The organism is Mesorhizobium sp. M0029 (assembly GCF_040323735.1).
Taxonomy (GTDB): Bacteria; Pseudomonadota; Alphaproteobacteria; order Rhizobiales; family Rhizobiaceae; genus Mesorhizobium.
The window spans coordinates 362,152-386,513 of the sequence record NZ_JAMYVF010000002.1; the positions used below are offsets into that span (position 1 = coordinate 362,152).

The 24,362-nt window shown below is 59.7% G+C and carries 32 protein-coding genes; 14 read left to right on the forward strand and 18 right to left on the reverse strand.

Features of this window, described 5'->3' with window-relative positions; all coding sequences use genetic code 11:
• Window positions 1-815: 815 nt before the first annotated feature.
• Window positions 816-1,040: a hypothetical protein gene (locus NKJ76_RS05005; protein WP_352536895.1), complete on the reverse strand. Its 225-nt coding sequence runs from the start codon at window positions 1,038-1,040 to the stop codon at window positions 816-818.
• A 755-nt stretch (window positions 1,041-1,795) separates the two neighbouring features.
• On the opposite strand from NKJ76_RS05005, the gene NKJ76_RS05010 reads away from it, so the two are divergent.
• The 3 genes from NKJ76_RS05010 (at window position 1,796) to NKJ76_RS05020 (ending at window position 3,771) form a co-directional block, all read left to right on the forward strand.
• Window positions 1,796-2,551, forward strand: a complete 756-nt coding sequence (locus tag NKJ76_RS05010; RefSeq protein WP_352536896.1) for a hypothetical protein — start codon at window positions 1,796-1,798, stop codon at window positions 2,549-2,551.
• A gap of 405 nt (window positions 2,552-2,956) precedes the next feature.
• Window positions 2,957-3,148, forward strand: a complete 192-nt coding sequence (locus tag NKJ76_RS05015) for a hypothetical protein (protein ID WP_352536897.1) — start codon at window positions 2,957-2,959, stop codon at window positions 3,146-3,148.
• A 461-nt stretch (window positions 3,149-3,609) separates the two neighbouring features.
• Window positions 3,610-3,771 carry a hypothetical protein gene (locus NKJ76_RS05020; protein ID WP_352536898.1) on the forward strand — a complete coding sequence of 54 codons (162 nt, stop codon included), beginning with the start codon at window positions 3,610-3,612 and terminating at the stop codon, window positions 3,769-3,771.
• On the opposite strand, the gene NKJ76_RS05025 is transcribed toward NKJ76_RS05020, so the two are convergent.
• From NKJ76_RS05025 to NKJ76_RS05095, 15 genes are all read right to left on the reverse strand, one after another.
• Window positions 3,768-3,977, reverse strand: coding sequence for a hypothetical protein (locus tag NKJ76_RS05025; RefSeq protein WP_352536899.1), 210 nt, complete (start codon window positions 3,975-3,977; stop codon window positions 3,768-3,770). The two genes, NKJ76_RS05020 and NKJ76_RS05025, sit on opposite strands and share 4 nt — an antisense overlap.
• Before the next feature lie 222 nt (window positions 3,978-4,199).
• The gene (locus tag NKJ76_RS05030) at window positions 4,200-4,361 is read right to left on the reverse strand and encodes a hypothetical protein (protein WP_352536900.1); all 162 of its coding nucleotides are present in this window, start codon (window positions 4,359-4,361) and stop codon (window positions 4,200-4,202) included.
• 580 nt (window positions 4,362-4,941) lie between these two features.
• Entirely contained in the window at window positions 4,942-5,241 is a 300-nt protein-coding gene (locus NKJ76_RS05035; protein ID WP_348528045.1) for a hypothetical protein, read from the reverse strand.
• A gap of 73 nt (window positions 5,242-5,314) precedes the next feature.
• Complete coding sequence (locus tag NKJ76_RS05040; protein ID WP_198023167.1) at window positions 5,315-5,452, reverse strand: YHYH domain-containing protein; 138 nt, start codon at window positions 5,450-5,452, stop codon at window positions 5,315-5,317.
• Window positions 5,453-5,607: 155 nt separating this feature from the next.
• Entirely contained in the window at window positions 5,608-5,928 is a 321-nt protein-coding gene (locus NKJ76_RS05045) for a hypothetical protein (RefSeq protein ID WP_352536901.1), read from the reverse strand.
• Window positions 5,929-6,137: 209 nt separating this feature from the next.
• Window positions 6,138-6,344, reverse strand: a complete 207-nt coding sequence (locus tag NKJ76_RS05050; RefSeq protein ID WP_352536902.1) for a hypothetical protein — start codon at window positions 6,342-6,344, stop codon at window positions 6,138-6,140.
• On the reverse strand, window positions 6,341-7,051 hold the full coding sequence (locus NKJ76_RS05055) for a hypothetical protein (protein WP_352536903.1): 711 nt from the start codon (window positions 7,049-7,051) through the stop codon (window positions 6,341-6,343). Before NKJ76_RS05055 ends, NKJ76_RS05050 begins: the two co-directional genes overlap by 4 nt.
• 64 nt (window positions 7,052-7,115) lie before the next feature.
• Window positions 7,116-7,316 carry a hypothetical protein gene (locus tag NKJ76_RS05060; protein ID WP_352536904.1) on the reverse strand — a complete coding sequence of 67 codons (201 nt, stop codon included), beginning with the start codon at window positions 7,314-7,316 and terminating at the stop codon, window positions 7,116-7,118.
• Window positions 7,313-8,488 carry a bifunctional DNA primase/polymerase gene (locus NKJ76_RS05065; protein ID WP_352536905.1) on the reverse strand — a complete coding sequence of 392 codons (1,176 nt, stop codon included), beginning with the start codon at window positions 8,486-8,488 and terminating at the stop codon, window positions 7,313-7,315. Before NKJ76_RS05065 ends, NKJ76_RS05060 begins: the two co-directional genes overlap by 4 nt.
• Window positions 8,472-8,672 carry a hypothetical protein gene (locus tag NKJ76_RS05070; protein ID WP_352497784.1) on the reverse strand — a complete coding sequence of 67 codons (201 nt, stop codon included), beginning with the start codon at window positions 8,670-8,672 and terminating at the stop codon, window positions 8,472-8,474. The genes NKJ76_RS05065 and NKJ76_RS05070 overlap by 17 nt, the downstream gene beginning before the upstream one ends.
• Window positions 8,673-8,939 carry a hypothetical protein gene (locus tag NKJ76_RS05075; protein WP_352497785.1) on the reverse strand — a complete coding sequence of 89 codons (267 nt, stop codon included), beginning with the start codon at window positions 8,937-8,939 and terminating at the stop codon, window positions 8,673-8,675.
• A 225-nt stretch (window positions 8,940-9,164) separates the two neighbouring features.
• A complete protein-coding gene (locus NKJ76_RS05080) occupies window positions 9,165-10,544 on the reverse strand; it encodes a site-specific integrase (RefSeq protein ID WP_352497786.1) in 1,380 nt (459 codons plus the stop codon).
• Window positions 10,545-10,882: 338 nt separating this feature from the next.
• Window positions 10,883-11,551, reverse strand: coding sequence for a DUF2161 domain-containing phosphodiesterase (locus NKJ76_RS05085; protein WP_023667651.1), 669 nt, complete (start codon window positions 11,549-11,551; stop codon window positions 10,883-10,885).
• 258 nt (window positions 11,552-11,809) lie between these two features.
• A complete protein-coding gene (locus tag NKJ76_RS05090) occupies window positions 11,810-12,085 on the reverse strand; it encodes a DUF6074 family protein (RefSeq protein WP_023725693.1) in 276 nt (91 codons plus the stop codon).
• Window positions 12,086-12,231: 146 nt separating this feature from the next.
• The gene (locus NKJ76_RS05095) at window positions 12,232-12,528 is read right to left on the reverse strand and encodes a DUF982 domain-containing protein (protein ID WP_023688240.1); all 297 of its coding nucleotides are present in this window, start codon (window positions 12,526-12,528) and stop codon (window positions 12,232-12,234) included.
• Window positions 12,529-12,807: 279 nt separating this feature from the next.
• On the opposite strand from NKJ76_RS05095, the gene map reads away from it, so the two are divergent.
• From map to NKJ76_RS05115, 4 genes are all read left to right on the forward strand, one after another.
• Window positions 12,808-13,641 carry a type I methionyl aminopeptidase gene (map, locus tag NKJ76_RS05100; RefSeq protein ID WP_352536906.1) on the forward strand — a complete coding sequence of 278 codons (834 nt, stop codon included), beginning with the start codon at window positions 12,808-12,810 and terminating at the stop codon, window positions 13,639-13,641.
• Window positions 13,642-13,754: 113 nt separating this feature from the next.
• On the forward strand, window positions 13,755-14,522 hold the full coding sequence (gene radC, locus NKJ76_RS05105; protein WP_352536907.1) for a RadC family protein: 768 nt from the start codon (window positions 13,755-13,757) through the stop codon (window positions 14,520-14,522).
• Between the two features lie 197 nt (window positions 14,523-14,719).
• On the forward strand, window positions 14,720-15,118 hold the full coding sequence (locus NKJ76_RS05110; RefSeq protein WP_352536908.1) for a RidA family protein: 399 nt from the start codon (window positions 14,720-14,722) through the stop codon (window positions 15,116-15,118).
• Window positions 15,119-15,290: 172 nt separating this feature from the next.
• Window positions 15,291-15,911, forward strand: coding sequence for an isochorismatase family protein (locus NKJ76_RS05115; protein WP_352536909.1), 621 nt, complete (start codon window positions 15,291-15,293; stop codon window positions 15,909-15,911).
• A 25-nt stretch (window positions 15,912-15,936) separates the two neighbouring features.
• Here the strand turns inward: NKJ76_RS05115 and NKJ76_RS05120 are convergent, their stop codons facing one another.
• The gene (locus tag NKJ76_RS05120) at window positions 15,937-16,851 is read right to left on the reverse strand and encodes a LysR family transcriptional regulator (RefSeq protein ID WP_352536910.1); all 915 of its coding nucleotides are present in this window, start codon (window positions 16,849-16,851) and stop codon (window positions 15,937-15,939) included.
• 158 nt (window positions 16,852-17,009) lie between these two features.
• Between NKJ76_RS05120 and NKJ76_RS05125 the strand changes: the two genes are divergently transcribed.
• The 7 genes from NKJ76_RS05125 (at window position 17,010) to NKJ76_RS05155 (ending at window position 23,460) form a co-directional block, all read left to right on the forward strand.
• On the forward strand, window positions 17,010-17,651 hold the full coding sequence (locus NKJ76_RS05125) for a glutathione S-transferase family protein (RefSeq protein ID WP_031203521.1): 642 nt from the start codon (window positions 17,010-17,012) through the stop codon (window positions 17,649-17,651).
• Window positions 17,652-17,783: 132 nt separating this feature from the next.
• Window positions 17,784-18,710: a DMT family transporter gene (locus tag NKJ76_RS05130; protein WP_352536911.1), complete on the forward strand. Its 927-nt coding sequence runs from the start codon at window positions 17,784-17,786 to the stop codon at window positions 18,708-18,710.
• 228 nt (window positions 18,711-18,938) lie between these two features.
• On the forward strand, window positions 18,939-19,823 hold the full coding sequence (locus tag NKJ76_RS05135) for a cytochrome c oxidase subunit II (RefSeq protein ID WP_352536912.1): 885 nt from the start codon (window positions 18,939-18,941) through the stop codon (window positions 19,821-19,823).
• A 22-nt stretch (window positions 19,824-19,845) separates the two neighbouring features.
• Window positions 19,846-21,615, forward strand: a complete 1,770-nt coding sequence (gene ctaD, locus NKJ76_RS05140; RefSeq protein WP_023681631.1) for a cytochrome c oxidase subunit I — start codon at window positions 19,846-19,848, stop codon at window positions 21,613-21,615.
• On the forward strand, window positions 21,612-22,316 hold the full coding sequence (locus NKJ76_RS05145; RefSeq protein ID WP_023681632.1) for a cytochrome c oxidase subunit 3: 705 nt from the start codon (window positions 21,612-21,614) through the stop codon (window positions 22,314-22,316). Before ctaD ends, NKJ76_RS05145 begins: the two co-directional genes overlap by 4 nt.
• 13 nt (window positions 22,317-22,329) lie before the next feature.
• Window positions 22,330-23,052, forward strand: coding sequence for a heme-copper oxidase subunit III family protein (locus NKJ76_RS05150; protein ID WP_023667664.1), 723 nt, complete (start codon window positions 22,330-22,332; stop codon window positions 23,050-23,052).
• A gap of 9 nt (window positions 23,053-23,061) precedes the next feature.
• On the forward strand, window positions 23,062-23,460 hold the full coding sequence (locus tag NKJ76_RS05155; RefSeq protein ID WP_023667665.1) for a cytochrome C oxidase subunit IV family protein: 399 nt from the start codon (window positions 23,062-23,064) through the stop codon (window positions 23,458-23,460).
• Between the two features lie 63 nt (window positions 23,461-23,523).
• On the opposite strand, the gene NKJ76_RS05160 is transcribed toward NKJ76_RS05155, so the two are convergent.
• On the reverse strand, window positions 23,524-24,345 hold the full coding sequence (locus NKJ76_RS05160; protein ID WP_023705989.1) for a DUF2189 domain-containing protein: 822 nt from the start codon (window positions 24,343-24,345) through the stop codon (window positions 23,524-23,526).
• Between the last annotated feature and the right edge of the window lie 17 nt (window positions 24,346-24,362).

Consider the following 24,362-nt stretch of genomic DNA (forward strand, 5'->3'; position numbering starts at 1 on the left):
GCCGCGAGGCCAACGAACGCGAAAACGAGATTTTTCATACCACTCCCCTGACCTTGATCGGGGAGTTCAGAACATCTCACGCAGGAGATGCGCCGCAGCCTTTAGGCTTTCGCCCTGGACATGCGCCGCGGCCTCCCCGACCAGGTCGGAGAGAGCGGGTGACGGCTGCTCTTGCGCCGCTGCGTGAAGGGTTCTGACGCCCCTGAGCTATTGCTCTAGGCTGTTATAAAGATCGATGAGGCTTGTGCCAATGGGGGCCGCAAACCGTTTGCGAGCGTGCGCGCCGCGATGGGTTCACAACCTTTTCGCTGCCGGGCGGCGAAATAGATACGGAGCCGGGCAAGCCAGCGCCTAGAGCGGTGCTCAACGCCACCAACCCCTCCGCCGCTCGTTGACATTTTGCTGGCTCGCTCCAGCTACTCCAGACCGATTGCCCGCCGGCTCATGCTGGCGGGCTTTTTGTGTCGGCGGGAACATTCCCGCTCTGAGGCTGTTCGGTCACACCCGGCTCGTTCTGCAGCGGTCCCTGCCGGTGACCAAGATGGCCCCTCACTCATCATGGTCGGCCCGCGCTCGGAAGCAAGCGCGGGCCATGCCTGCACAAGCCTGGCGTCCCCAGATGTCAGCGGGCTTTTCATCGTTCTCTGTCATTGCTGTGTTGTCGGTGCGCTACCGCTTCTTTGAATGCGCGTGCTGCTGCATCGCAAGCCACACGTGAGGAGCCGTTCACGGACAAGATGATTTCGGCTGCCTTCAATGTCAAACCGTGTTTTTCGGCGAACTCTGCGGCTGTGTACGCGAGCTTTGCATTTTCGCTACTCCGCATATCTGACTCGATATACCGCTTCCGCCTCGTGTAAGCTCTGGCGGGCCCGTTGCAGGGTGTGGTGCATGCTCGCCAAAAGGCTAATGGCGTCGGTCGTTGGACTGCCTTCGTGATTCAGCAAACCAACGACTATATCTTGCTTGGAAACGATGCTCTGGTTGTGAGCGAGTTGGCCCATCAAATAAATGAGCCGGATCTCTGCCGGTGTCGGCATGGGCCTTCTCCCTGGTCGGGCGAAAGCCTGATGATCGCTCCCAAGCGCCTCGTGCCTGTTTGTTTTTGATTTTTCGAGACGACCGCAACAGTGTGCGCTCGTTAGCAGGCAATGGCAACCGGCTACATTTGCAGCATCGATGGTGGCGCGCTCCGCCCTGACCGCGCGGGCCGCCCCATGGCCCTCGCTCGGCGGCTACCTCAGCGTCTCTAGTTGACAATCGTGGCGGGCTAACCGCATTTTCGCGTTGAGGGACAAACTTGGCCCATGGCCTTTGGCGAAATTGATATCGAGAGGGACTGCAATGAAGAAAGAATACAAGAAGCCAGTGCTGACCAAGAGTGGGCGTCTCAGCGCAGTGACGGCGGGAGGGTCACCTAGTGTTGTTGTCGTGCCTGACCCATTATGACCTAACGAGCGCTCTGCAACACAAGCCCGCTGGCTCCGGTCGGCGGGCTTTTTGTTTTTCTCCCGAGAACGGGCCGACTACCTTAGGCCGCCACGCCGTCAAGCTTTGAGTGCCGGGTAAACTTCAGCCTAAGACCTTGGTCTGAGGCGTGTAAGACCTTTGAGTTTTGAAGGCGAACTGGCCCAAAGACGTTGATAGGGCTTTAGCGATTTCAAAGACTTATGCCGGTTTACGTTGCGCAGGCCGGCCGCTTCGTTCTCGTCATGAAAGCACAGCTATATCTAAGTTTACCCTTTGCGTTAGCGATTCCTCATGTTGCCCCCTATACCGCTCAGTGGCGGTGGCAATGTCGGAGGAAATTATGACATCCCGAAAGACCCTTTTTGCTGCATTTGCGGTGTTCGCGCTTCTGGTGTCGCCGGCCCTGGCTGCTGGTGGCAACGGCCATGGCGGTGGTAACGGCCATGGCAATGGTAACGGTAACGGCAACGGCAACGGAAATAGCGGAGGAAAGGGTAATACTAGCAGCAATGGCGTAGGCGGCGGTTCGGTCGGCAAGTCGGCATCCGCCAAGGGCCAGGCCGCTAAGGGCCAGGTCGCCAAGGCCGCTACCGGTTCAGTGTCCAAGGAAAAGAATATCCATGCCAAGCTGGGCCGGTTGAACTCGCTGCAGCGCAACGCCAACGCCTTTATGCACTCCAAGAGCAAGAACTTTGCTGGCGTGCAGGCTTTTGTGACACAGTCGGCAATAGCCAAGAACGCTCAATCGGCGCTCGATGCCGCTAATCAGGCGGTTACCGACGCCAAAGCGGCGCTCGACGCGCTGAACGCGAAAGCAGCTGACCCGAATACCCCGCCCGAAGATGTCCCGACGCAGGCCGACCTCGATGCAGCACAGACAGCATTCGATGACGCCACCCAGGCCGCCGCCGATGCTCAGGCCGCCGCCGCTGACGCCGCTGCCAACGTCCCATCGCTCGATGCAGCTCTTGCCCAGATGGCCAACAAGCCCGTTGACCCTGAGGTGACAGATTGGGCCAACGGCGTGCTTGCCGACAAGATCGATCAAGTAGCCGCCAAGCTGTCGCCGGCCACGCCCTAAGGCCTCCGGCAGCGATCCATTCGACCATGAAGCTGTCGGGTCCGCCCGGCGGCTGCAACCTGGTCGGGTCCGCGCTTTTCCTTCTTGAGTGGCGGCCGCTTTGGAATCGAAATTGTGTCAATCGCCCTATTGTAGCGGGCCACCCATCTGTCGACCTTCCCGACATGGAGTATGCCCAAGAGCTGGCGGCTATCCTGAATGCCAACGACCTAAAGCAAAGGCTATCTCACGGGAGGCTCCCGCCCGAGGGTCCGGCTGACTGAGGTGGCATGACAAGTTAGCCATTCGCCAGCCTTCGTACTGCCCATCCAGGATGGTTCGTCCGATCCGAAAGCATCTGCTATTGAAATCCCAACTACCAAGGTCTTAAATCGGCTTGCCATTGCTTTTTGTAGGGAGGATGCGGTGGACAACCTGGTGCCAATCCGAAAGGCGTTGCCTCGCGTGGAAGTGGTCGGAGCCAGTGGCGAATGGGTCGTTCGCATCATTGAAACTGACCAGGAAATTACACGATCATTTGGCTTGGAATCGTTCGCCCTGTCCTTCGCGGAAGGCCAGCGGATACGCCTGCATCTCGACAAGGTTGTGCGGCTTTAGCTGACTTCGATCAGCGGGTTTTTGTTTGAGGTGTGGAAGGGGCCGGCGATGAGGCTGTCGCATGGCAATGTGCCTCGCCATTGAGTAAAACTCGTACAACATTCTTTATTGCAGCGAGGGCGTCGGCCGGCTTATTAATGTGGTGTTTACCATTGCCTTTTTTGGGAGGATGTGATGGTTACAACGCCCATAGATATCGCTCGCGCGGCCGCTGCGACTACGACGGCCACCTTGCTGAGGTGGCAGAAGTCCATGGCGGAACCCGCCACGTTTCGCCAGAACTTGGATCAATCGCGCAGGGCGATCCAAGCCTCACGGGAATTGCTGAAGCGCCTTCGTCAACGTCAGCGCGAAGACAATAGCGTCGCGGAAGCGCCAAAGGATTAGCCGCCAGGCAGACGGTGAGCTGGAGGTCCGGGAACCTTGCTGCCGCAAACCGGTTGGGGTTGCGGAGCAGGCTTATGGAAAAACAGCGTCAAGGAATTGAGGTGGAAGCACTCGCCGCACGATTGGCGAAAGAAACAGGTGTTTCGGTAGAGCAATCACGTCAGCTTATCGAACTGATCGGCACCGACTGGAATTCCCTACTTCGTGAGGCACGGCTTCTCAAAGGTGGGCATTAGCGTTCAGCGCAACCTGCACGCTGCAGCAGTTCCGCCTCGTCGGTTATGCCATTCTGAAAAAGGAGGATGACTCCCCAAGCCAGGGCTTCCTTTTGTTCACTGTCGTCTCGGGCGATCCCGCGCTGGCCGCACAGTTTGTCGAGCACCCGCTGGAGCAAGTCCAGATCCTCGGGTTCGAATACCCCACGGTAACGTTCCAACGGCATCGCCGGCCCCTCAACGCGGCTCAATGCCTTACCATTTCACACAAGGATTTTGATGCGAAGGCAATTCATGGTGATTGGAGCCGACGTGCGGCGACTAATGTCGCGACGGCGATGGCCGATGAATGTGCTTGAACAGAACAAGGCCGATCTCCTGCATTGCCGTCATATCCGGGTAAGCCGCTAAAACGGAGCTTTCGCCGCCGACGCTGCCGAGCAGCGGGATCAAACGAAGCTGTCATCCCGAAACTTGCATACAGTGGTGATCGTGAAATCATAATTGGGAAAGGCGTCATCAAGCAGGGCACCGATCTCGGCGACGAATTCCGGTGTCTCGAACTGTGCGCCGATTCGGCGGCACCACATCATGTCTTTGCATACTTGCATGTCGCGCCCACCCAAGCCGTCGCATCGTGATCGGGTGTTCGGCCTTGTCAAATCACGTCTTCTCCCTGCCGATGAGCCGGGGTCAGCAAAGTTAACCACAGGTCGACAACATCGTTCGAATTGTCGCGGTTCGGTAAGGCCTCGATCATGAGGCGTGGCGCATCGTGTTGTCGGGTCCACATTTTGCCCTCCTGACCAACCCCATAGCTCAAGCCCGTTGCCAATTAAGGCGACGGGCTTTTTTACGTCGGCATCTGGCACAGCTAACTAAAATTGTATGGAACCGCAGCGACAACCACACATTTCTACCTTAAGCGGTCGATTCTTCGGATGTAGCCGTGACTATGAAAACCCGCTGTTGCGCACGCACGGCGGGTTTTCTTGGCGTCAGACGCTACCCAGCCCTGATCTGGCACAGAAATCGACGTCGCTCGCTATTGGAACCCGGGCCCCTGTGTAGTTTTGGTCGCACGCGTCTTCGGCATGAGCGCAGCCGATGAAAGATGCCACACCAAAAGCGACCGCGCATACACGACGGGAAACCGCCGGCTGGATCCTTGTCCGGATCAGCGTTGCCATCTCAGTCGTCAATCTCTTCGCCCTCATCGTCTTCGTCCGAACCGCGAGATGGGTCTTCGACGAAGGTCTGGCAGCCCTCATTAAATGATTGGCTGTTTGAACTGCAGTCGCTTTCGTTGGAAATCTGGTTTTGCTCTGCCCAGTCGTAGCCCGCCTTATGGCCGGAACAATCTTCGGTGCAGTCATTTCCTCCGAAAGTCTCCTGCGCAAAACACGGCGTGGCCAATGACGCCGCAAGCATCAATGTCCCCAGGTGGATCACCGTTCGAATTCTCATCTGCGCCCCCATGAAGACCAGCACCAGCGCCTGCTATCTAGGCGCCGCGTATATGCCTACGCGCACGCCATCCAAATCACGCAGTTTGGCCCTGATATCAATGGCAGTGGTACTCACCAGTTTTATGGTTGGTGTGGCACCCATTGGAATCGGTGCCTCCGCCGTGCGCGAAGGTATCGATCGAAAAAGCCAACATAGTCAAAGCCGCCACGGCGGCAAGAATCGTAGTTTTCATATTGCCCCTCCAAAATAATTTGAACAGAAGAGCACTATCGCGGAGCCAGCACAACTGGTAGCTCGCAAATACCAATTGAGTGCGCCCGTCTTTGATATCAATATTGCGATCGTGCCAGCAAGGGCTTGCCAAAGACAAAACGGTCGGAAACAGGCTTAGATCCCCAATTTTGAGGCCATCTTTTGCGCGGCTGCCGTCGCCCTGTCGATGTCGCGGGCTATTGCAAGCAGATGACGTTGGCTCGACTCGAAATCACTATCCCGGCAGGCCACCATCGCCCGCTTGAATAGCCCACGCAGGGCAGTGACGCGGCTACGGGCGCTGACCAGATCGCAGATCGGTATGACATCTGTTTCCATAATTGGATTCCCGGCGGCTTTTCGGATCGAATTCAGCCTCTTAGACTCGAGCTTTTCGGTGCGCGTCATCCATCTTGGTGCCGGAAATTCATGGGTTTTGGGATTGGCCTTGGTCATTAATCTTTCCAAGTCGCGGAATCGCACCTTTCGCAATAAAAAAAGTGCCTGAATGAAGCAATCTGCGGTTGTGAACACATCAATGATACAACCCGACTATCCCCCGCCGCGCACGTCGTGTGGTAATGGAGGCGCCGCCACGCTGGCGTCACAGCGCGGCGGCCAGTGAGCCTGGGAGGAAGGGGAAACGCCCAGGCTAAGGACAGGTTTCAATGGACTGGGTAACGCTTCTTGATCCCTTCAATCGAACGCTGGAACCAGGTCTCCATCTGCCGCCGATGGGTGGCGAGACGTACGCTGATTTCGCGTTCGTTGATGTCCTGCTTCTTGAGGGTGGCTTCGTAGTCGACAAGAACTTTATCGCGAACCTTGCCAAGCGCCTCAGTGGCGAATGCAATTGCCTGCGACGGGGTCATAGCTTCACCTTGGTGGCGCGGGCCTTCGCAACGCCACGCTTGGCATCGTTTTGCGGGCCCGTCGCAAGTTCGAGCAAACGAACGCGGTTTGCCAACGACTTGGTTTCTTTTTCGACCGTTGCTTTGATCACATCGGCGACGTCTTGCAAGAATTCGGGATCATCGATGTGAGCAGAACCAACGTTGTTCTCAGCCTTGGTCAAAGCTCTTGCCAGTCTGAGCACGGCATCAAGGTCTTGGCGATTGAGATGACTCGTCAATGCGTTCACGATTAAGCCTCCGGTAGGATGAGGCTTGAACATAGCAGACCATAGATCGGTGACCTGGAACGCGTTCCGCGACCGCTCGCGGTGACAGCTGGCGAACGGGTCGGATGGCAACCCCACAAGTGTCCTGACACTGACTGTGTCTAGATCGAAGGGCAATTTACCATGGCCGCTCACGAACCTGATTACAGCTTTCACGATGCGAGATGCGATCTCGCCAATTTCCTTCGGATCCTCGCAGTCCCATTCAGGCAATACGCCAGCAGTCAGGAATGCATCTCGGGCCTCTCCGACTTTGAGGGTCAGGGGGAATACGGCCTCGCCTCTTTCCTTCCGCTCTTTCCATTCCTCTTTCCGCTGCTTCGCGGTCTTGGCGGTGGAGACCTTGGATTTATCCGGCGCCGCCGATTTCGTGTTTTTGCCAGTCTTTTTCGTGCTCATTTTTCATTTCCGTTCCGCTCCTTTTGTTTTGTTGATTTTTGGGTTTTTGATTTTTCGGTCTGGCTTATCGGTTGGCGCCTCCATTGCCATGGCGGCGCAGGCTTTCAACATTTCCGCCGGCCGGCGATTTAATTATGGGATTTTCGAAATGGCCGGCATTAATCTCGACCCAAAGTTTGGCGGCGAGCTTCGGAAATATGGAAATGATTTTCGCGGTCGGCCTATTTTCCGCCCAGGCAAAGAGGTCAAGTTGACGGGGTTTCATGCCGCGTCTCCTATAGTCCCGAATTGGGATTCAATATAATTATTACACCCTCCCCCTGTAGGTAGCTGATACTGAATTGCCATTCCCTTTTTCCCGGCCCTGACGAGCAACCCTTCCTCGATCAGGATGTCCCTTGCCTGGATCACACTGTTCCTCCCCAGCGGGATCAGCCCTGCCCTGGCCATCGCGTCAGGCACGATAGCGAACGGCTTTCCTGGGAGGTGACCGTGATTGCTTACCAGCACCGAATAGAGGGAAAAGGCGTCACAGCCGTGCTTGCGGCGAAGGAGTCGCTTGATGATGGCACGATGGATTATCACGGCTGAGTTTGGCCCCTGCCAGAGGTTTCCGGTGATCTTGTATTTCCAGACCATCTTCGCGATTTTCTTGACTTCGGAATCTGGAAAATCGGAGGGCATTTCCAAAATGATTGTGCGCAATGCCAGAAGGTCGGCCAGCAGATCATCATAGGTTGCGATATAGCGAGCGTATTCCAGCGCCTTGTTGAACAGCGTCTTGTTGCGCTTCCCAACAGGAATTTTACCGGTTCCGGTCCCAGTCCCGGCCTCGTGACGCTCGGCGCCGCGTTGATCCACAAATGACGGCAGTGCGGCGATAGATATAAGCCGTTTGACCGGGGCGTATTTGACCCCATCGACGCGTATCGATTCCGGACCGACGACATATTCGTTTCCACCCGCTTTGAAATCGATCCTGATACCGGGGAGTTCAACCGAAGGAAGCGGCTTGCCTGTATATTGGAAAAAGTAGTGCCGGCCCCGCCTGGTTTTGGTCTGGACCGGAGAGAGGCCGAAGTGCTTGCGCACATAATCGGTTGACTCGGGAGTCTCGGTGTCGACATCGAGAACCAGCATGCCATCAAGCCTAATACCGAAGGCTTTGGATTTGCTTGCAAGCATTCTGTTTTGGACACTGAGCAAGGGCGCCCGTGCGCGATCCTTGAAGGTAAAGGTCGCCGCTTTCCCGTCTTCACCGCCGAGCGGCAAAAGGGAAAATCCGGCTCGATAAAGCCGGACCATTTCGGCCAGAGTCTCCGCGGGGATTGCATCGAGATCGCCTTCTGAATAAGATTCCTGCGATCCAGCATTTTCCTGAAATGACTTCGCCGACCGGGATTGCGCCCCTGGTCGGCGGTTATTTGCTGCCGCCATGCCCCGCCCCCTTGGCCTGCTCGGCGCGGATCTCTGCGGCGCGGCGGATGGCGTAGATGGCGACGACATTCTCGACGCCAAGCCGGCGACAGATGCTTGGCACCAGCGGTCGGTCGAAGGAATGAAAGTTCTTGGCCACAAGATCGGCGACGCGCTCGACCAATTCGAAATCGACGCGGGGCATTTACTCGCCCTCCTCTAGATCGACGTCTTTCGGATCGACCCTCGGAAGCGCGTCAAGGAACGCTTGGTAATCGCTGTCCGTCACGATTGTCCTGGAGCCTTGCTTGCGGACTACCAAGCGGCCGGCGGCAACCTCGTGATAAAACGCGGTCCTCTTTATTGGATGGATTTTCAGGAATTCCAGAACCGAATAGGCCGGCTTCCGAAAAACGGGAGCGACCTGTTCAAGATCAATCTTGACATTCGGGATTTGATTTCTCGTCTTCACCACCAACCTCCAAAAGAGGTGGCGGAAAACGAATACCCGCAACCCCTAAAACAAACTGTTTTTGGTTGCGGGCTATGCCCTGAAGGCGATTCACCGGGTGCTCCTGTTTCGACCCGGCAGCGAACTCCGAAGGCTCGCCTGTGTCAGTTTCCAATATGGGTTGATGGATTTACTGTCAACGATGCGCGTACACCAGCGAACAACTCGACGGCGGCTTCGACGGCGTCACCGCGCGGCGGGAAGCCGCACCACATTCGAGTCTCCTTCCTGAGGAAGCGGCCGCACAATCGCCGCTCTGGTCATGTCTTCAAGGCCGTCAGAAATCCAGGCGCTGTAGTGTTTTTCGATCATCACAATGCTCGTGTTGTGATTGGCGGCGACAAGACGAATAGGCAGGTTTTCCCTTATGCATTTTACGATGCTGCTATGCCTCAAGCCGTAGGGAATGGTTCCCGGCAGCCCTGCCCTTTCCACAATCAATTTCCAAGGCCGCGCGAATTCGGCTGAGGCCGTCCAAGGGCCACGCTCGGACTTCTCCCAGCGTATCGCACCGGGAACCTGCCGGCTCCGCCAGCGCTCCAATAGTATGGCGTCTGGATCTCGTGCGGTGGTCGCGGGCAGAAGCATGCTGATGATATCGGCGTCCACAGGGAACAGAGTTGCGCCGGCGTGTCCCCCGCGCCCCTTACGGCTTGCGGGTATCAGTATGCGCGGCTTTGGGAGAGCCTGGCAGTCCCTTACCCTTATGCGGACAACCTGCGAAAATCTTGCACCGGTTCTAGCCAATACCACGATCAGCCTGAACAGGTCCCCATCCCACCCATCCTCTGCATCTATCTGCTTCGCAGCTATGATCAGACGATCAACTTCAGCATCACTGAGGATCTGATTTTCGCGTGCCACCGGTTCGGCTTGGTCGTCATCGGCGTTGGGCGTCGCAAGGCCGCCTTTGATGACTGCCGGGACTGTTGCGGGCAACCGCTTCTTGTTCAAGGTGTAACCGCGATTCAAACCCGCCTTGAGGTCATTGACGAGCCGCCGCACGGTTGTTCCTTTCAGACTGCGCGGCAAGCCGTCGCGCCATCCAAAAAGATCGTCCTCACTCAGTTCGTGGAATTCAATCTTCGATATCGCGGCAGCCGGGATGGCATCTTGTTTGCCACGTCCATCTTGGCCGAGAAGATACCGTCGAAGGCGTTGGCCGGCATCAGAGCGCATCTGTCGACCGACCCGGTTCAAAAGCCTTTGGTCTCGGCCGGAGACATATTGCTCTACAATGTCCCCAACGGTCAGTACGGGGCCCGCCGCTATGACCTTTTCTCTGGTCCGTTCCTTTTCTACCAGTGTGCGTGCAGCACTATCGGCCGCCTTATAATCCAGTGTTCCCTTAGTGATGATGTCATCAGCCGCTCCAAGGGGCGCCTGTTTATATCCTTTGCCGACTCGCCACCGGACAAGCCACACACCTGCCCGTTTCCCGGCCCGTTTTCCCTTGCGATATCCAAGGTGCGTGTCCGGATCGATGGCGCGCCAGTGAACACCCAGCTCGAGGATTTTTCTCGCCTCCCTCGTAGTGAACAGAGAACTCGCCACCGTCTTCGACATGTCGCCCCCGCTTGCCAAACCGTCAAATATACGTCAAATATACATGGGCGAATGCCAACGAACAAGCGCGAACAGAAATCCAGCAAGATATTGATATTTATGGACACCAGCGAACAGGGGCGAACAACTTTCGCGTATTATATCGTCCCTTTCACGGCGGTAACAGGGGTTCGATTCCCCTTGGGCGTACCAGATCTTTCAGGAAAACAAGAAGCCTCGCGGCCGCCGCCGTACTAGCAGCGGCTGGAACGGTGGCGCGGCGAATCGGTTGAGACGGCGAACAGCGGCTGCCGTGCCGAGGTTTCCCTCGGCGCCTGCTCGCGGCAATCTCCGGCCACTCACCCTTGGTCGTGGGCTACCTGCGGCCAGCGCTGCAACGCCGCATGGCCGCCTTCGGTCAGCGCGTAGACGCCGCGCTCGGCCCTCGCGAACCAGCCATAGACATTGTCCAAGAGGATGCTGGGCGCGCGTGGCGAAATCGCTTTCAGATCGCGCGGGCGTTTCGGCCCGTCGGTCATGGCTGCGGCGCAGGCCAGCGCATCCTGCCGGTAGGCGGTCATGATCGGGGCGCGCGAGCCACCGCCGACCACCGGATCGCCGCGCCGGCGACGGTGTTCCTCCATCAGTCGGGAGCGGCGCTTCGGATCGCGACGCGGCGGCAGAGCCGCCGGGCTGAGCAGCACTTCGACCTCCCCCTTGCCGCTGACAGCCAGAAGCCCGAAGCCGAGCCGCCGGCACAGCGCGCGAAAACGGCGGTCGTGCTCGCGGCCCTTGCCACGCGCCGACATGCGCGCCGCCAGCCACACTTCGTCGCATGCCGCGGCGCGATCGACACCTTGCAGCACCAGTTCGAGGTTGAACTGCAATTTCAGTTCGCAGATGACCAGCACAGGCGGCTCGCCGTCGCGCACCGCCACGATATCGCAGTGGCCGACTTCGCCCTTGACCGTGAATTCCAGGCTCTCGAGAAACCGCTTCACCGGGATATAGAGAGACGTTTCCTGCATCGCGCAGGCATAGCCGATTCGGACCGGACCGGCACAGGGATCGCCGAGAGGCCGACGCCTGCGCTAAACCGCCTCGATCCCACCATCTGCAAAAGCCATCCGTCAGGCAGGTTCTCCGGCGTGACGGTCCGCGTTCAACAAGGCGCTCGCCGTGGCTGGGACGGCACGATCGACAGCGCAAGGCCCGAGATTCGTCGACGCCAAGACCGGTCCACGGTTGGCCACACAATGATGAGCGCGTGTGTGCTCTGTTTGAGGCTAGGGGCGGGTGCGCGTCCGGCGCTGCCCCGGTGCGGCATCGTCCGCCTTGAAATGCATCTCGTCCTGGACCGCGGCAAAAAACCGGCGGACATCGTTGGCCGCCGAAGCTGCATCGCTGCCGGCTGCGACCGCCTTGTCGAGGAGTTCGCGCGCCGTGGCCTTCCAGAACGACGTGGCCGTGTCGCCGTGCAGTCTGCCCAGCCTTGCGGCGACCTCGCGCACCAGCACGGTCTGCCGATCTAGCGGGAAGGTACGCACATTGGCTGAAGACATGTTCTGCACCATGAAACCGACGCAACGAATCAGACGCTGCTCTATGGCTCATGCCTAGCTGTGAAGTCGGAAACGGAACCTTAACGCCGCGGAGTCCGCGCCGATTGGAACGAGTCGGTTGGCCGGCCTCCAGGCCAAGCAGAACTCTAGACCCTCAGGCCCCTCGCCTCGCCGGCGCGCTTGGCCGTAACCATCATGTCCCTGGCCAGCAGGCCACTGACCCGGCAAAACGCCATGAAGGCGCGCCATGCGTCCTCTGTCCTGACTACATCCACCGTGGCCCCGAAGCAGGCATTGAACGCCGCTTCATAGACCTTGCCCTGTCGCTTCTTTGGCCAGTCATGCAGGATATCCAGCGCCTGTTCGACGCTGTATATTTCCTCTACCGGCAGCCCGGGCGCGGGCGCGATGCGCACCGGCACCTCGAATTGCAATCTGTCCATTCTATATCTCCCGAACTGGCGTCGACCACAGCAACGCCGTTCGTCGTCAAAAGTTGCTTTGGCTGCTTTTGCGCGAAAATGTGTCGTCAGTGCGATCTCGGCATTCGGAGGAGATCGCGCACCTGGATGTCATCTGAGCGGCCGCGCAAGCCAGGAATATCGCCAGTATCAGTCCATTGCCGGCAGTTCTTCCTTGAACCTTGCGGCTTGCAGTGCCAAATCTGAGGAAATTTTCTAACGGGCTGGTATGCGCCGCCCGCTTACAGGCAAACGGACACTATGGTCACCTATCTCGACGCCGCCACGGCACCCCTCAGGAACACCGGCCAGATCCGCCTCTACGGCGAAGAAGGATTTGCCGGCATGCGCAAGGCCTGCGATCTCACCGCGCGCTGCCTTGATGAACTGGTGCCGATGGTCCAGCCGGGTGTCACCACCGAGACCATCGACCGTTTCGTCTTCGAATTCGGCATGGACCAAGGCGCGCTGCCGGCGACGCTCAATTATCGCGGCTACACGAAATCGTCCTGCACCTCGATCAACCACGTCGTTTGCCACGGCATTCCAGACAGCAAGCCGTTGAAGGACGGGGACATCGTCAACATCGATGTCACCTACATCCTCGACGGCTGGCACGGCGATTCCTCGCGCATGTATCCCGTCGGCACCATCAAGCGCGCCGCCGAACGCCTGCTTGAAGTCACTCATGAGTGCCTGATGCGCGGAATCGCGGCGGTCCGGCCCGGCGCCCGCACCGGCGCCATCGGCGCCGCCATCCAGACCTATGCCGAGGCAGAGCGCTGCTCAGTGGTGCGCGATTTCTGCGGCCACGGCGTTGGCCAGCTGTTCCACGACGCACCCAACATCCTGCACTATGGCACCGCCTCGGAAGGCGTCGAGATGCGGCCGGGCATGATCTTCACCATCGAGCCCATGATCAATCTTGGCCGGCCGCATGTGAAAGTGCTGTCGGACGGCTGGACGGCGGTGACGCGCGACCGCTCGCTGTCGGCGCAGTACGAACACACGATCGGCGTCACCGAAACTGGCTGCGAGATTTTCACCCTGTCGCCAAACAAGCTCGACCGCCCCGGCCTGCCGCCGGTCAGCTGAAAACAAGATCGCCTCAAGCCGCAGCTTTGAGGCGCCGTCGCCGAAAAAACTCGACCGCGCGCTGCTTACCGCTCTAATCTGCCGTCGAAGCCTTCGGGGAGTGTGGGGGATGGATGGGGAACAGCGGTGACGACGAACGGGGGTTCTTCTCCGAGCGGTGGCTTGAACCACCGGCGAAGGACAAGGCACCAACAGACAAATCGACGGAGAAGCCACACTATCACGGCCATCGCGACCGTTTGCGCGAGCGCTTCGTTGCCGGCGGCGCAGACGCCCTGCCCGACTACGAACTTCTCGAACTGCTGCTGTTTCGCCTGATCCCGCGCGTCGACACCAAGCCGATCGCCAAGGCGCTTTTGGCGCGCTTCGGCACTTTTGGCGAAGTGCTTGGCGCACCGGTGGCGCTGCTGCAGGAGGTGAAGGGCATCGGCCCCGCCGTGGCGGTCGACCTGAAGGTGATTGCCGCTGCCGCGCAGCGCATGGCGCGGACCGAGGTTCGCGATCGCGAGGTGCTGTCCAACTGGACGCAGCTTCTTGCGTACTGCCGCTCGGCGATGGCGTTCGAGAACCGCGAACATTTCCGCATCCTGTTCCTCGACAAGAAGAACGTGCTGATCGCCGACGAGGTACAGCAGGTCGGCACCGTGGACCACACGCCGGTCTATCCGCGCGAAGTGATCAAGCGCGCGCTGGAACTATCGGCCAGCGCCGTCATCCTGGTGCATAACCACCCTTCCGGCGATCCGACACCATCGCGTGCGGACATCGAAATGACCAAGCAGATCATCGACAGCGCCAAGCCGCTCGGCATCGCCGTCCACGACCACATCATCATCGGCAAGAAAGGCAACGCCTCGATGAAGGGCCTGCTGCTGATCTGAGCCTGATGGGCGCCGGTGCCGTCATCCCAAACGCCACCGCTCGCGAGCCAATCAGCAACATTCCGGCTTGGCTCAAACGCCCACGCTTGCGGTGTAGAAGTGATATTGCGACGGAAGCGCCCGCTTCGGCGACAATGTCGTAGACTCGCGAATACGAAGCAGCCAGTTCCCGTCAACCATTGCAGGAGATCTATTCAATGACGCTCGAATGCATAAATCCAAATGATCTGCCGATTCCGGAAATGTACTCCCAGGTCGTCGTTGCGACAGGAAGCAAGCTGGTGTTCGTCTCGAGCCAGCAGCCAGAAGACATACACGGCAAGCTCGTTGGCCATGGTGATTTCGCAGTCCAGGCGCGCCTGGCGTTCGGGAATCTCGGCCGAGCGCTTGCTGCCGCCGGCGCTCGGCCTGAGCAAGTCTGCAAGATCACGATCTACATCGTCGATTACAAACGCGACGAACACGTGCCGATCATCGAAGCGGCCCAGATCGAGCTGTTCGGCGATCACAAGCCAGCAAACATGGTGGTCGGGATAGCTGTAATGTCTCCCGGCTACCTGATAGAGATCGATGCGATCGCGGTCATCGACCCGTAGGCCAAGCGAGGACGCGTCAAGTCGCCCAAACAAATCCCGGAACTCGCTGCGAGATTGCCACGACCTTGATCTCTCCATCCATCCACGATCACATCGTCATCGGCAGGAATTGCGATGTCTCGATGAAGAGCCTGCTGCTCACCTGATCAACGTCGGAAACAGGAAACACGCAATGCCCCAGCCCGGCGACGAACCATGGCCGTTCGACAAGCAACGCGCAGCCCTCCTGGTCATCGACATGCAAAGCGACTTCGTCGATGAGGGCGCCGTCATGGAAGTGGCCATGGCCCGCCATCGCATTCCGGCGATGCGGCAGGTGGTCGAGCTTTGCCGCGCGCAAGGCGTCCCGGTTATCTACACCCAGCATGTGCTCAGCGACCATTTCGATATCTCGCCGCTGGAAACCAGCTATCAGCCGAAGCTGAAAACCAAAGGCATGCGGGAAGGCAGCGCCGGCGCCGAAATCGTCGCCGCGCTTGCGCCCTTGCCTGGGGATGTCGTCATCAAGAAGCACCGCTACGATGCCTTCCACAACACGCAGCTCGAGACCGTGTTGCGCAACATCCGTGGCGCAGGCCGGGTCGACACGGTGATCATCGTCGGCACCGTGACCAGCATCTGCTGCGAATCCACCGCGCGGAGCGCCTTCATGCGCGACTACAAGGTGGCTTTCATCAGCGACGCCAATGGCGGACTGGACGAGGCATCGCACAATGCAACCCTCGACATCATAGGCAAGGTGTTCGGGCGCGTGATGACGGTTGCCGAGCTTGGGAACCTGTTGCGGAGCTGAGCCCGCGCGTCAGCTGGCGTGCGTCTCAAGCTACGGCGACGAGCCTGCCCTCAAGAAGGTCGCGCCGCTGCTGCAATTCGCCGGAGACGAATTTGGTGAAGGCGTGGACGCGCGCCGTGCGGCGCAAATCGTCGTGCACCAGCACCCACAGCGCCGAGCCAATCTCCTCGATCAGCCCTCCGACCCTTACAAGCCCGGGCAGGCTGTCGCCGAGATAACAGGGCAGCGCCGCAACCCCGATACCGGCGCCCGCCGCATGCGACATCGTCACCAGGGAATCGGCGCGCATGGCGATCTCGACATCGGGCAGCGACGACCGCATCCAGCGGGCGACGCCGGTGTTGGCCAGGCTGTCGTCGGGCGCGATCCAGTGCAGCGCACCCAGTCTCGGCTCCGGGGGTAGCATTTCGGCGTAGGAACGTGTCGCGTAGGCGGCGAAGGCGACGCCCGAAATGCGCCGGCCCACCAGGATTTCCTGCGGTTGCGACACCGGCCTGATCGCCACGTCTGCATCCCTTTGCGTCAGGTTGGCGATGGAATTCTGCGTCATCGCCTCGACCCGTATGCCGGGATGGAGCTTATGAAACGCCGCCAGGATCGGCGGCAGCACCGACGCCATCAGCGTGTCGGTGGTGGTGACCCGCAACCTGCCTTCGAACCTGAGATCCTGCCCCGACAGTTTGCGCGCCAGTTCATTGACCGTCTCGGCCATTGTGCGTGCCGCGCCCAGCAGTTCCTCGCCGCCCGGGGTGAGGGCATAACCAGTCGGCAACCGATCGAAAAGGCGGATACCCAGCCGCGCCTCGAAGGCGTTGACGCGCCGCAGCACAGTCGTGTGGTTCACGCCCAGGATCCGAGCCGCCGCCGCCAGCGAAGCGCCATCGGCGACGGCCAGCACCATGCGCAGATCTTCCCAGTCGATATCGCGTGAGCTGTGCATTCTTGCAGAAAGATAAGAGAAAGCGTTGCGCTCTGCGAGTCAAATGACGCTTCACTGTGCAAAAACGCAGAGCAAGCGGGCGAATCGGCATGTCGATCTGCGCATGCGCGCACGCCATATGGAGTCCGACGACGAAAGAACGGTCGCGGAGAAGAGCCATGACGCCGATAGAACTCTACACCTGCCAGACACCCAACGGGCACAAGGCCTCGATCATGCTGGAAGAGGTCGGCCTGCCCTACTCGGTCCGCTTGGTCGACATCGAAAAGGGCGACCAGACCAAGCCTGATTTCCTGGCGCTCAATCCCAACAACAAGATCCCGGTGATCGTCGACCGGGACGCCCGCCGCACGGTCTTCGAATCCGGCGCCATCCTGCACTACCTGGCGCGACGGTCGGGCAAGCTTCAGCCGGTGGGCGCGCAGGAAGCGGACGATACGCTGACCTGGACCTTGTTCCAGGCGGCCCATGTCGGCCCGACGCTTGGCCAATTGTGGAATTACAAAGTCTTCGCGCCGGAAAAAATCCCTTACGTGATCGAGCGTTTTGAGCGCGAAACCGGACGTGTCTTCCGCGTTCTCGATAGCCGGCTAAAGCACCATGAGCACATTGTCGGCAAAAGCTACGGCATCGCCGATGTAATGACATGGCCATGGATCAACGCGGCCGTCACCAGGCTCGGCCTCAGCCTCGATGACGCGCCAGACCTGGCGCGTTGGTATGCCGCCATAGGCCGACGCTCCGCAGTTGTCAGAGGCATTGCCGTTCCCGCCCTGCCCGAAGCATCGGCTGCCGCTTAGATCATGATGAGATTTGGTTGAAATCTCATCATGACCTAACCCTTTGTTGTAGCATGATCTTTTCCAAAAACCGGCACCCACTTTTTGGGATCATGCCCTAGCCGCCGCACCTCGCATTCAAGGAATACGATCGTGGAAATCCTCTTCATCCCTCTGGCGCTTGTCGCCGGTGGCCTGCTTGCGGTGCAAGCCGGCGCCAATGCCCAACTTTCAAAGGCGGTCGGCTCACCCTTTGCCGCGACCACGCTTCAGCTCGCGGGCGGCGCCATCGTGCTGTTGTCGATCACGGCCCTCACCGGAACGACACCGGCTCTGCTTGCCGTTCGGCAAGCCGAATGGTGGCATGCGATCGGCGGCATGGCTTCGGCCTTCTACGTCGTTTCGACCATTCTTCTGTTCCCTCGCCTTGGCGCCGTCGTGTCCGTCGGGCTCTTCATCGCCGGGCAGATGCTTGCATCCTTCGCCCTCGACACGTTCGGCTGGCTCGGGATCCCCGAAGCCGGACTGCGAGCCGGGCCTGCCTTCGGCATGCTGGTTGTGCTTGCCGGTGCTGCCCTCATCGTTCTGGGACAGAAGGGCGCGGCCGACAATACCGCATCCTCAAGACCAGGGTGGATCGGACTGGCGCTGCTGGCAGGCGCCGTGCTTCCGGTGCAAGGCGCTATAAACGCCTTGCTTCGGCACGACCTTGGCGGCGCGCCATTTGCGGTCGGCACCATCTCGTTCCTGGTGGCGATGCTGGCCATGGCCGCGGTGCTTCTGATCGCGGTTGCCCTGACGAAGACGCCCCGCCCTCGCCTCGCCGGCCTGTCGTCGATGCCCTGGTGGGGCTGGCTCGGAGGTTTTGCCGGCGCCACCTATGTCACGACCGTGTTCACCGCCATCCCCGTCATCGGAGCGGCAGCTGCCGTCAGCCTGACGGTGGCCGGCCAGCAGGTCGCCGGCATCTTCGTCGACACCTTCGGCTGGTTCCGCCTGCCGCAGCGGCTTGTCTCCGGCATGCGGCTCGCCGGCGTCGTGCTGCTTTTGGCCGGCTGCATCATCATCAAGGCGCTTTGATCCCGCTGGAACAAGGCAAGCCGAATCAAACCAGCCCCTGCCCTCCCTGATTTGGGGGGTCAGGTGTCGCTCCGACATCACCAACGAAGCAAGGTCCGGGCGCCGCAGAAGCAATTTTTCGCTCCTTCCACAACCGGCTCTAGAATTTCGATCGCAAATCACGCATGATGCACTTGGTATTTTCCCGGGACGGCTTCGCGCCCCCTGAAATACCGGGAGGAACGGGACATGCCCATAGTGGTTGTACTCGTTTTGATCGTCGTGGGCTCGGTGTTGTTCCACTTCCTGAGCCCATGGTGGTGGACTCCGATTGCCTCGAATTGGGACTATATCGACAACACCATCATCATCACCTTTTGGATTACCGGCGTTGTCTTCGCCGCGGTCGTCCTATTCATGGCCTATTGCGTTTTCCGCTTCCGTCACCGCGAAGGCAATCAGGCGGCCTACGAACCGGAGAACAAGCGGCTCGAATGGTGGCTGACGATCGTCACCGGAGTGGGTGTTACCGCCATGCTGGTTCCCGGCCTGTTTGTCTGGAGCCGGTTCGTCAACGTTCCAAGCGACGCAACCGTGGTCGAAGTCGTCGGCCAGCAATGGCAGTGGAGCTTCCGCTTGCCCGGCAAGGACGGCAAACTCGGCACATCCGACACCCGCGACGTCACCGCTGAAAATCCGCTGGGCGTGATCGCCAAGGACCCCAACGGCCAGGACGACGTCGTGGTGGAAGCGGCCGACCTGCATCTGCCGGTCGGCAAGCCGGTCAAGATGCTGCTGCGCTCGATCGATGTGTTGCACGATTTCTACGTTCCGGAATTCCGCGCCAAGATGGACATGATACCGGGCTCGGTCACCTATTTCTGGTTCACCCCCACCAAGACCGGGACCTTCCAGGTTCTGTGCGCCGAACTGTGCGGCCAGGGGCACCCGATGATGCATGGCATCGTCATGGTCGATACCGAGCAGGACTATGTGGCCTGGCTCGACCAGCAGCAGACGTTCGCGCAGTTGTCGGCGCCGCAGCAGACGGGCTCGGTGGAACAGGCGCCGGGCAACGCGACGGCGTCAGCTCTAGAAGTTGCGGCAAAACTCGAAACTGTCGGGTCCCGCTGAAGGGCACGGAGGTGCTCCGCCTATGGTCGATATCACGCCTGCAGATGCCGTCCCGCCCGCCGAAGTCGCGGAAATGGAGCTTTACCATCCGCACAGCTGGTGGACGAAGTATGTCTTCTCGCAGGACGCCAAGGTCATCGCCATCCAGTATTCGGCGACCGCAACGGCCATCGGCCTGGTCGCGCTGGTGCTGTCCTGGCTGATGCGGCTGCAGCTCGGCTTCCCCGGCACGTTCGATTTCATCACCCCCGAGGCCTACTACCAGTTCATCACCATGCACGGCATGATCATGGTGATCTACCTGCTCACGGCACTCTTCCTCGGCGGCTTCGGCAACTACCTGATCCCGCTGATGGTCGGCGCCCGCGATATGGTCTTTCCCTATGTCAACATGCTGAGCTACTGGATCTACCTCCTTGCCGTGCTGGTGCTGGTGTCGAGCTTCTTTGCGCCCGGCGGACCGACCGGCGCCGGGTGGACGCTCTATCCGCCGCAAGCCATCATGACCGGCACACCTGGCGGCCAGGAATGGGGCATCATCCTGATGCTCGTCTCGCTGATCCTGTTCATCATCGGCTTCACCATGGGCGGTCTGAACTATGTCGTGACGGTGCTGCAGGCCCGCACGCGCGGCATGACGATGATGCGCCTGCCGCTGACCGTCTGGGGCATCTTCACCGCCACCGTCATGGCGCTGCTCGCCTTTCCGGCGCTGTTCGTCGCCTGCGTGATGATGCTGCTTGACCGCGCGCTTGGAACCTCCTTTTTCATGCCCGCGGTCGTCGAGATGGGGGAACAGCTACAGCACAATGGCGGCAGCCCGATCCTGTTCCAGCATCTGTTCTGGTTCTTCGGCCACCCGGAAGTCTACATCGTGGCGCTGCCGGCCTTCGGCATCGTCTCCGATCTGATCAGCACGCATGCGCGCAAGAACATTTTTGGCTACCGGATGATGGTCTGGGCCATCGTTGGCATCGGCGCGCTGAGCTTCGTGGTCTGGGCGCACCACATGTATGTCAGCGGCATGCACCCCTATTTCGGCTTCTTCTTCGCCACCACGACACTGATCATCGCCATCCCGACGGCGATCAAGGTCTACAATTGGGTGCTGACGCTGTGGCGGGGCGACATCCATCTCACCATACCGATGCTGTTTGCCATGGCTTTCATCGTCACCTTCGTCAATGGCGGGTTGACCGGGCTGTTTCTCGGCAACGTCGTCGTCGACGTCCCGCTGTCGGACACGATGTTCGTCGTCGCTCACTTCCATATGGTCATGGGTGTTGCTCCGATCGTCGTCATCTTCGGCGCGATCTACCACTGGTACCCGAAGGTCACCGGCCGGATGCTGAACGAGACGCTCGGCCGGTTCCATTTCTGGGTCACATTCCTCGGCGCCTACCTGATCTTCTTTCCCATGCATTACATCGGCCTGATGGGCGTGCCGCGGCGCTATGCCGAACTGACCGACGTGACGGTCATGACGGAGTCGGCGCATCACCTGAACTCGTTCATCAGCATCATGGCGTTTATCGTCGGCTTCGCCCAGATCGTTTTCCTGTTCAATCTTATCTGGAGCATCCGCCATGGGCGCGAGGCCGGTGGCAATCCATGGCGGGCCACGACACTCGAATGGCAAACGCCGCAGACGCCACCGGCGCATGGCAATTTCGGCAAGGATCTGCCGATCGTCTATCGCTGGGCCTATGACTACAGCGTGCCGGGCGCCAAGGAGGACTTCATTCCGCAAAACATGCCGGGCACGTTCGGCCCCTCCAGGGAGCCGGCATGAGCGTCATCCTGGTCTTCCTTCTCGTGATCGCCGGCTTTGCCGGCTGGTGGCTCTCGCATCAGCGGCTGATGGCGAAACCATGGCTCGAGCAAGGTGTGGCAGGAGATTTTGTCGCCTTCGACCGATCGAGCCTGCCGACGGCCAAGATTGGCCTCGGTGTCTTCCTCGCCGTGGTCGGCTGCCTGTTTGCGCTGTTCACCAGCGCCTACTTCATGCGTATGGCGCTGTCGGACTGGCAGCCGCTACCCATCCCACGCCTGCTCTGGCTCAACACCGGCATGCTGGTGCTGAGCAGCATCGCGCTGCAATGCGCCTCGATCGCGGCGCGCAAGCGCCAGATGGACACGGTCAGGCTCGGCCTTGCTGCGGCTGGGCTCACCGCGATCGCCTTCCTCATCGGGCAGCTCATGGCATGGCGGGACCTGACCGCCGATGGCTATTTTCTGGCCTCCAATCCGGCCAACAGTTTTTTCTACCTGATAACCGGGATGCACGGCCTGCATATCGTGGGAGGGCTGGTGGGCCTGGGCAGGACAACCGCCGGCGCCTGGAACGGGGCACGGCCGGAACGGCTTCGCCTCAGCGTCGAATTATGCGCCATGTACTGGCATTTCCTGCTTTTCGTCTGGCTCGCCATCTTCGCTCTTTTAGCCGGCTGGGCCGCGACGTTCATCGATATTTGCCGGCAGTTGCTGACCTAGGAGGTCGAGGAGCATGGCAGAAACGACACTGACGCATACCGGCCAAACGGAGACGCGGCCCGCAGGCTGGCAAGGCATCGCCGCCGATTGGTCCTCGGATCAGCGCGCGTTCAAGAACGTGTCCTGGGGCAAGGCCATGATGTGGATCTTCCTGCTCAGCGACACCTTCATCTTCGGCTGCTTCCTGCTCTCCTACATGACCGCGCGCGTCTCCACACGTGTGCCGTGGCCCAATCCGAGCGAGGTCTTTGCGCTTCGCATCGGCGGTTCGGACATTCCACTGATCCTGATTGCCATCATGACCTTCGTGCTGATATCGAGCAGCGGAACGATGGCCATGGCGGTCAATTTTGGCTATCGCCGCGACCGCCGCAAAACCGCAATCCTCATGCTTCTGACGGCAGCGCTAGGAGCCACCTTCGTCGGCATGCAAGCCTTCGAATGGACCAAGTTGATCACCGAAGGGGTACGGCCGTGGGGCAATCCCTGGGGCGCGGCACAATTCGGCTCGACTTTCTTCATGATCACCGGCTTCCACGGCACGCATGTGACGATCGGGGTGATCTTCCTCATCATCGTGGCGCGAAAGGTCTGGCGTGGAGACTACGACGTCGGTCGTCCCGGCTTCTTCACCAGCCGCAGGGGTCGCTACGAGAACGTCGAAATCATGGGGCTCTACTGGCATTTCGTTGACCTGGTCTGGGTGTTCATTTTCGCATTCTTCTATCTTTGGTGAGAGGCTGACATGGCTGAAGCAACCGCAAACGGCCTCGGGCAACACGCGCTGCACTCTGATCATGCGCATGAAGGGCCATCGACCGGCGTCGCGGAGGTTCATCAGGAACATCCGATCAAGCTCTATCTGGTGGTCTGGGCATGGCTGTTCATCCTCAGCGCCTGCTCCTACATGGTCGATTATCTCGGCATCCACGGCTATCTCAGATGGTCTCTGATCCTGATCTTCATGATCCTCAAGGCCGGGCTGATCGTCGCCGTGTTCATGCACATGGCCTGGGAGCGGCTGGCGCTGACCTATGCGATCATCCTGCCGCCACTTCTGATATTGGTGTTCGTGGCGATGATGCTCTTCGAAGCGGACTACACGCTTCTCACCCGGTTGTCCTTCTTCGGACCGGGGCCCTGACGCACAGTCTTCATCTCCGGTCAAAGACCGGAGATGAAGCTTCCCATCAGCTGATCTGCAGGGTCAGAGGCCTACCCGCGTCGGGGACGATGGCGGCTCCACAACCTTGCGGTAGACATGCCAGGTGGCGTGACCCAGGATCGGCAGCACGACCGCCAGCCCGGCAAACACCGGCAGCGAGCCTATGATCAGGGCGACGGCGACAATCAGTCCCCAGACAGCCATGGGGATCGGGTTCGCCAGCACCGCTCGCACCGACGTGTGGATGGCTTCGTAGGCGCCGACGTCGCGGTCGAGCAGCAATGGGAAGGCGACGACCGTCGTGCACAACACCACCACGGCGAAGACGAAGCCGATGGCGTGCCCCAGGACAATCAGAGACCACCCGCGTCCGGTGGCAAATATTTCATTGATGAAGCCCGAAATCGATACAGGCGGAGCCGGGCCGAAGAGATATTCGTAGAACACCTGCGCCGCCAAAAGCCAGGCGATGAAGATTGCAACCAGCATGATCCCGACTGCGGCGATGGCTGGCAGGGCCGGAGAATTCCTGACCTCGAAAGCGTGCGTCCAGGAGGTGTCGAGCCCGGCTTCTCGTCTGCGGCTGATCTCATAGAGGCCGATCGCCGCGAATGGACCGATCAGCGCAAAGCCGGACACCAGCGGAAACAACATCGGCAACGCATTGGCGCCCGAAGTCCAGGCAGCGAGCACCACGCCGACAAGCGGATAGATCAGGCAGAGAAAGACGATGTGCGACGGTTTGACCATAAAATCGTCAACACCGCGCTTGAGCGCATCGAAAAGATCGGAAACACTGATTTTTCGGATTTTGGTGTGTTCCAGCGTTTCGCTGGCGCCTGCAATCACGTGAAAACTTGTCATGCCCGTTCCTCCAGACC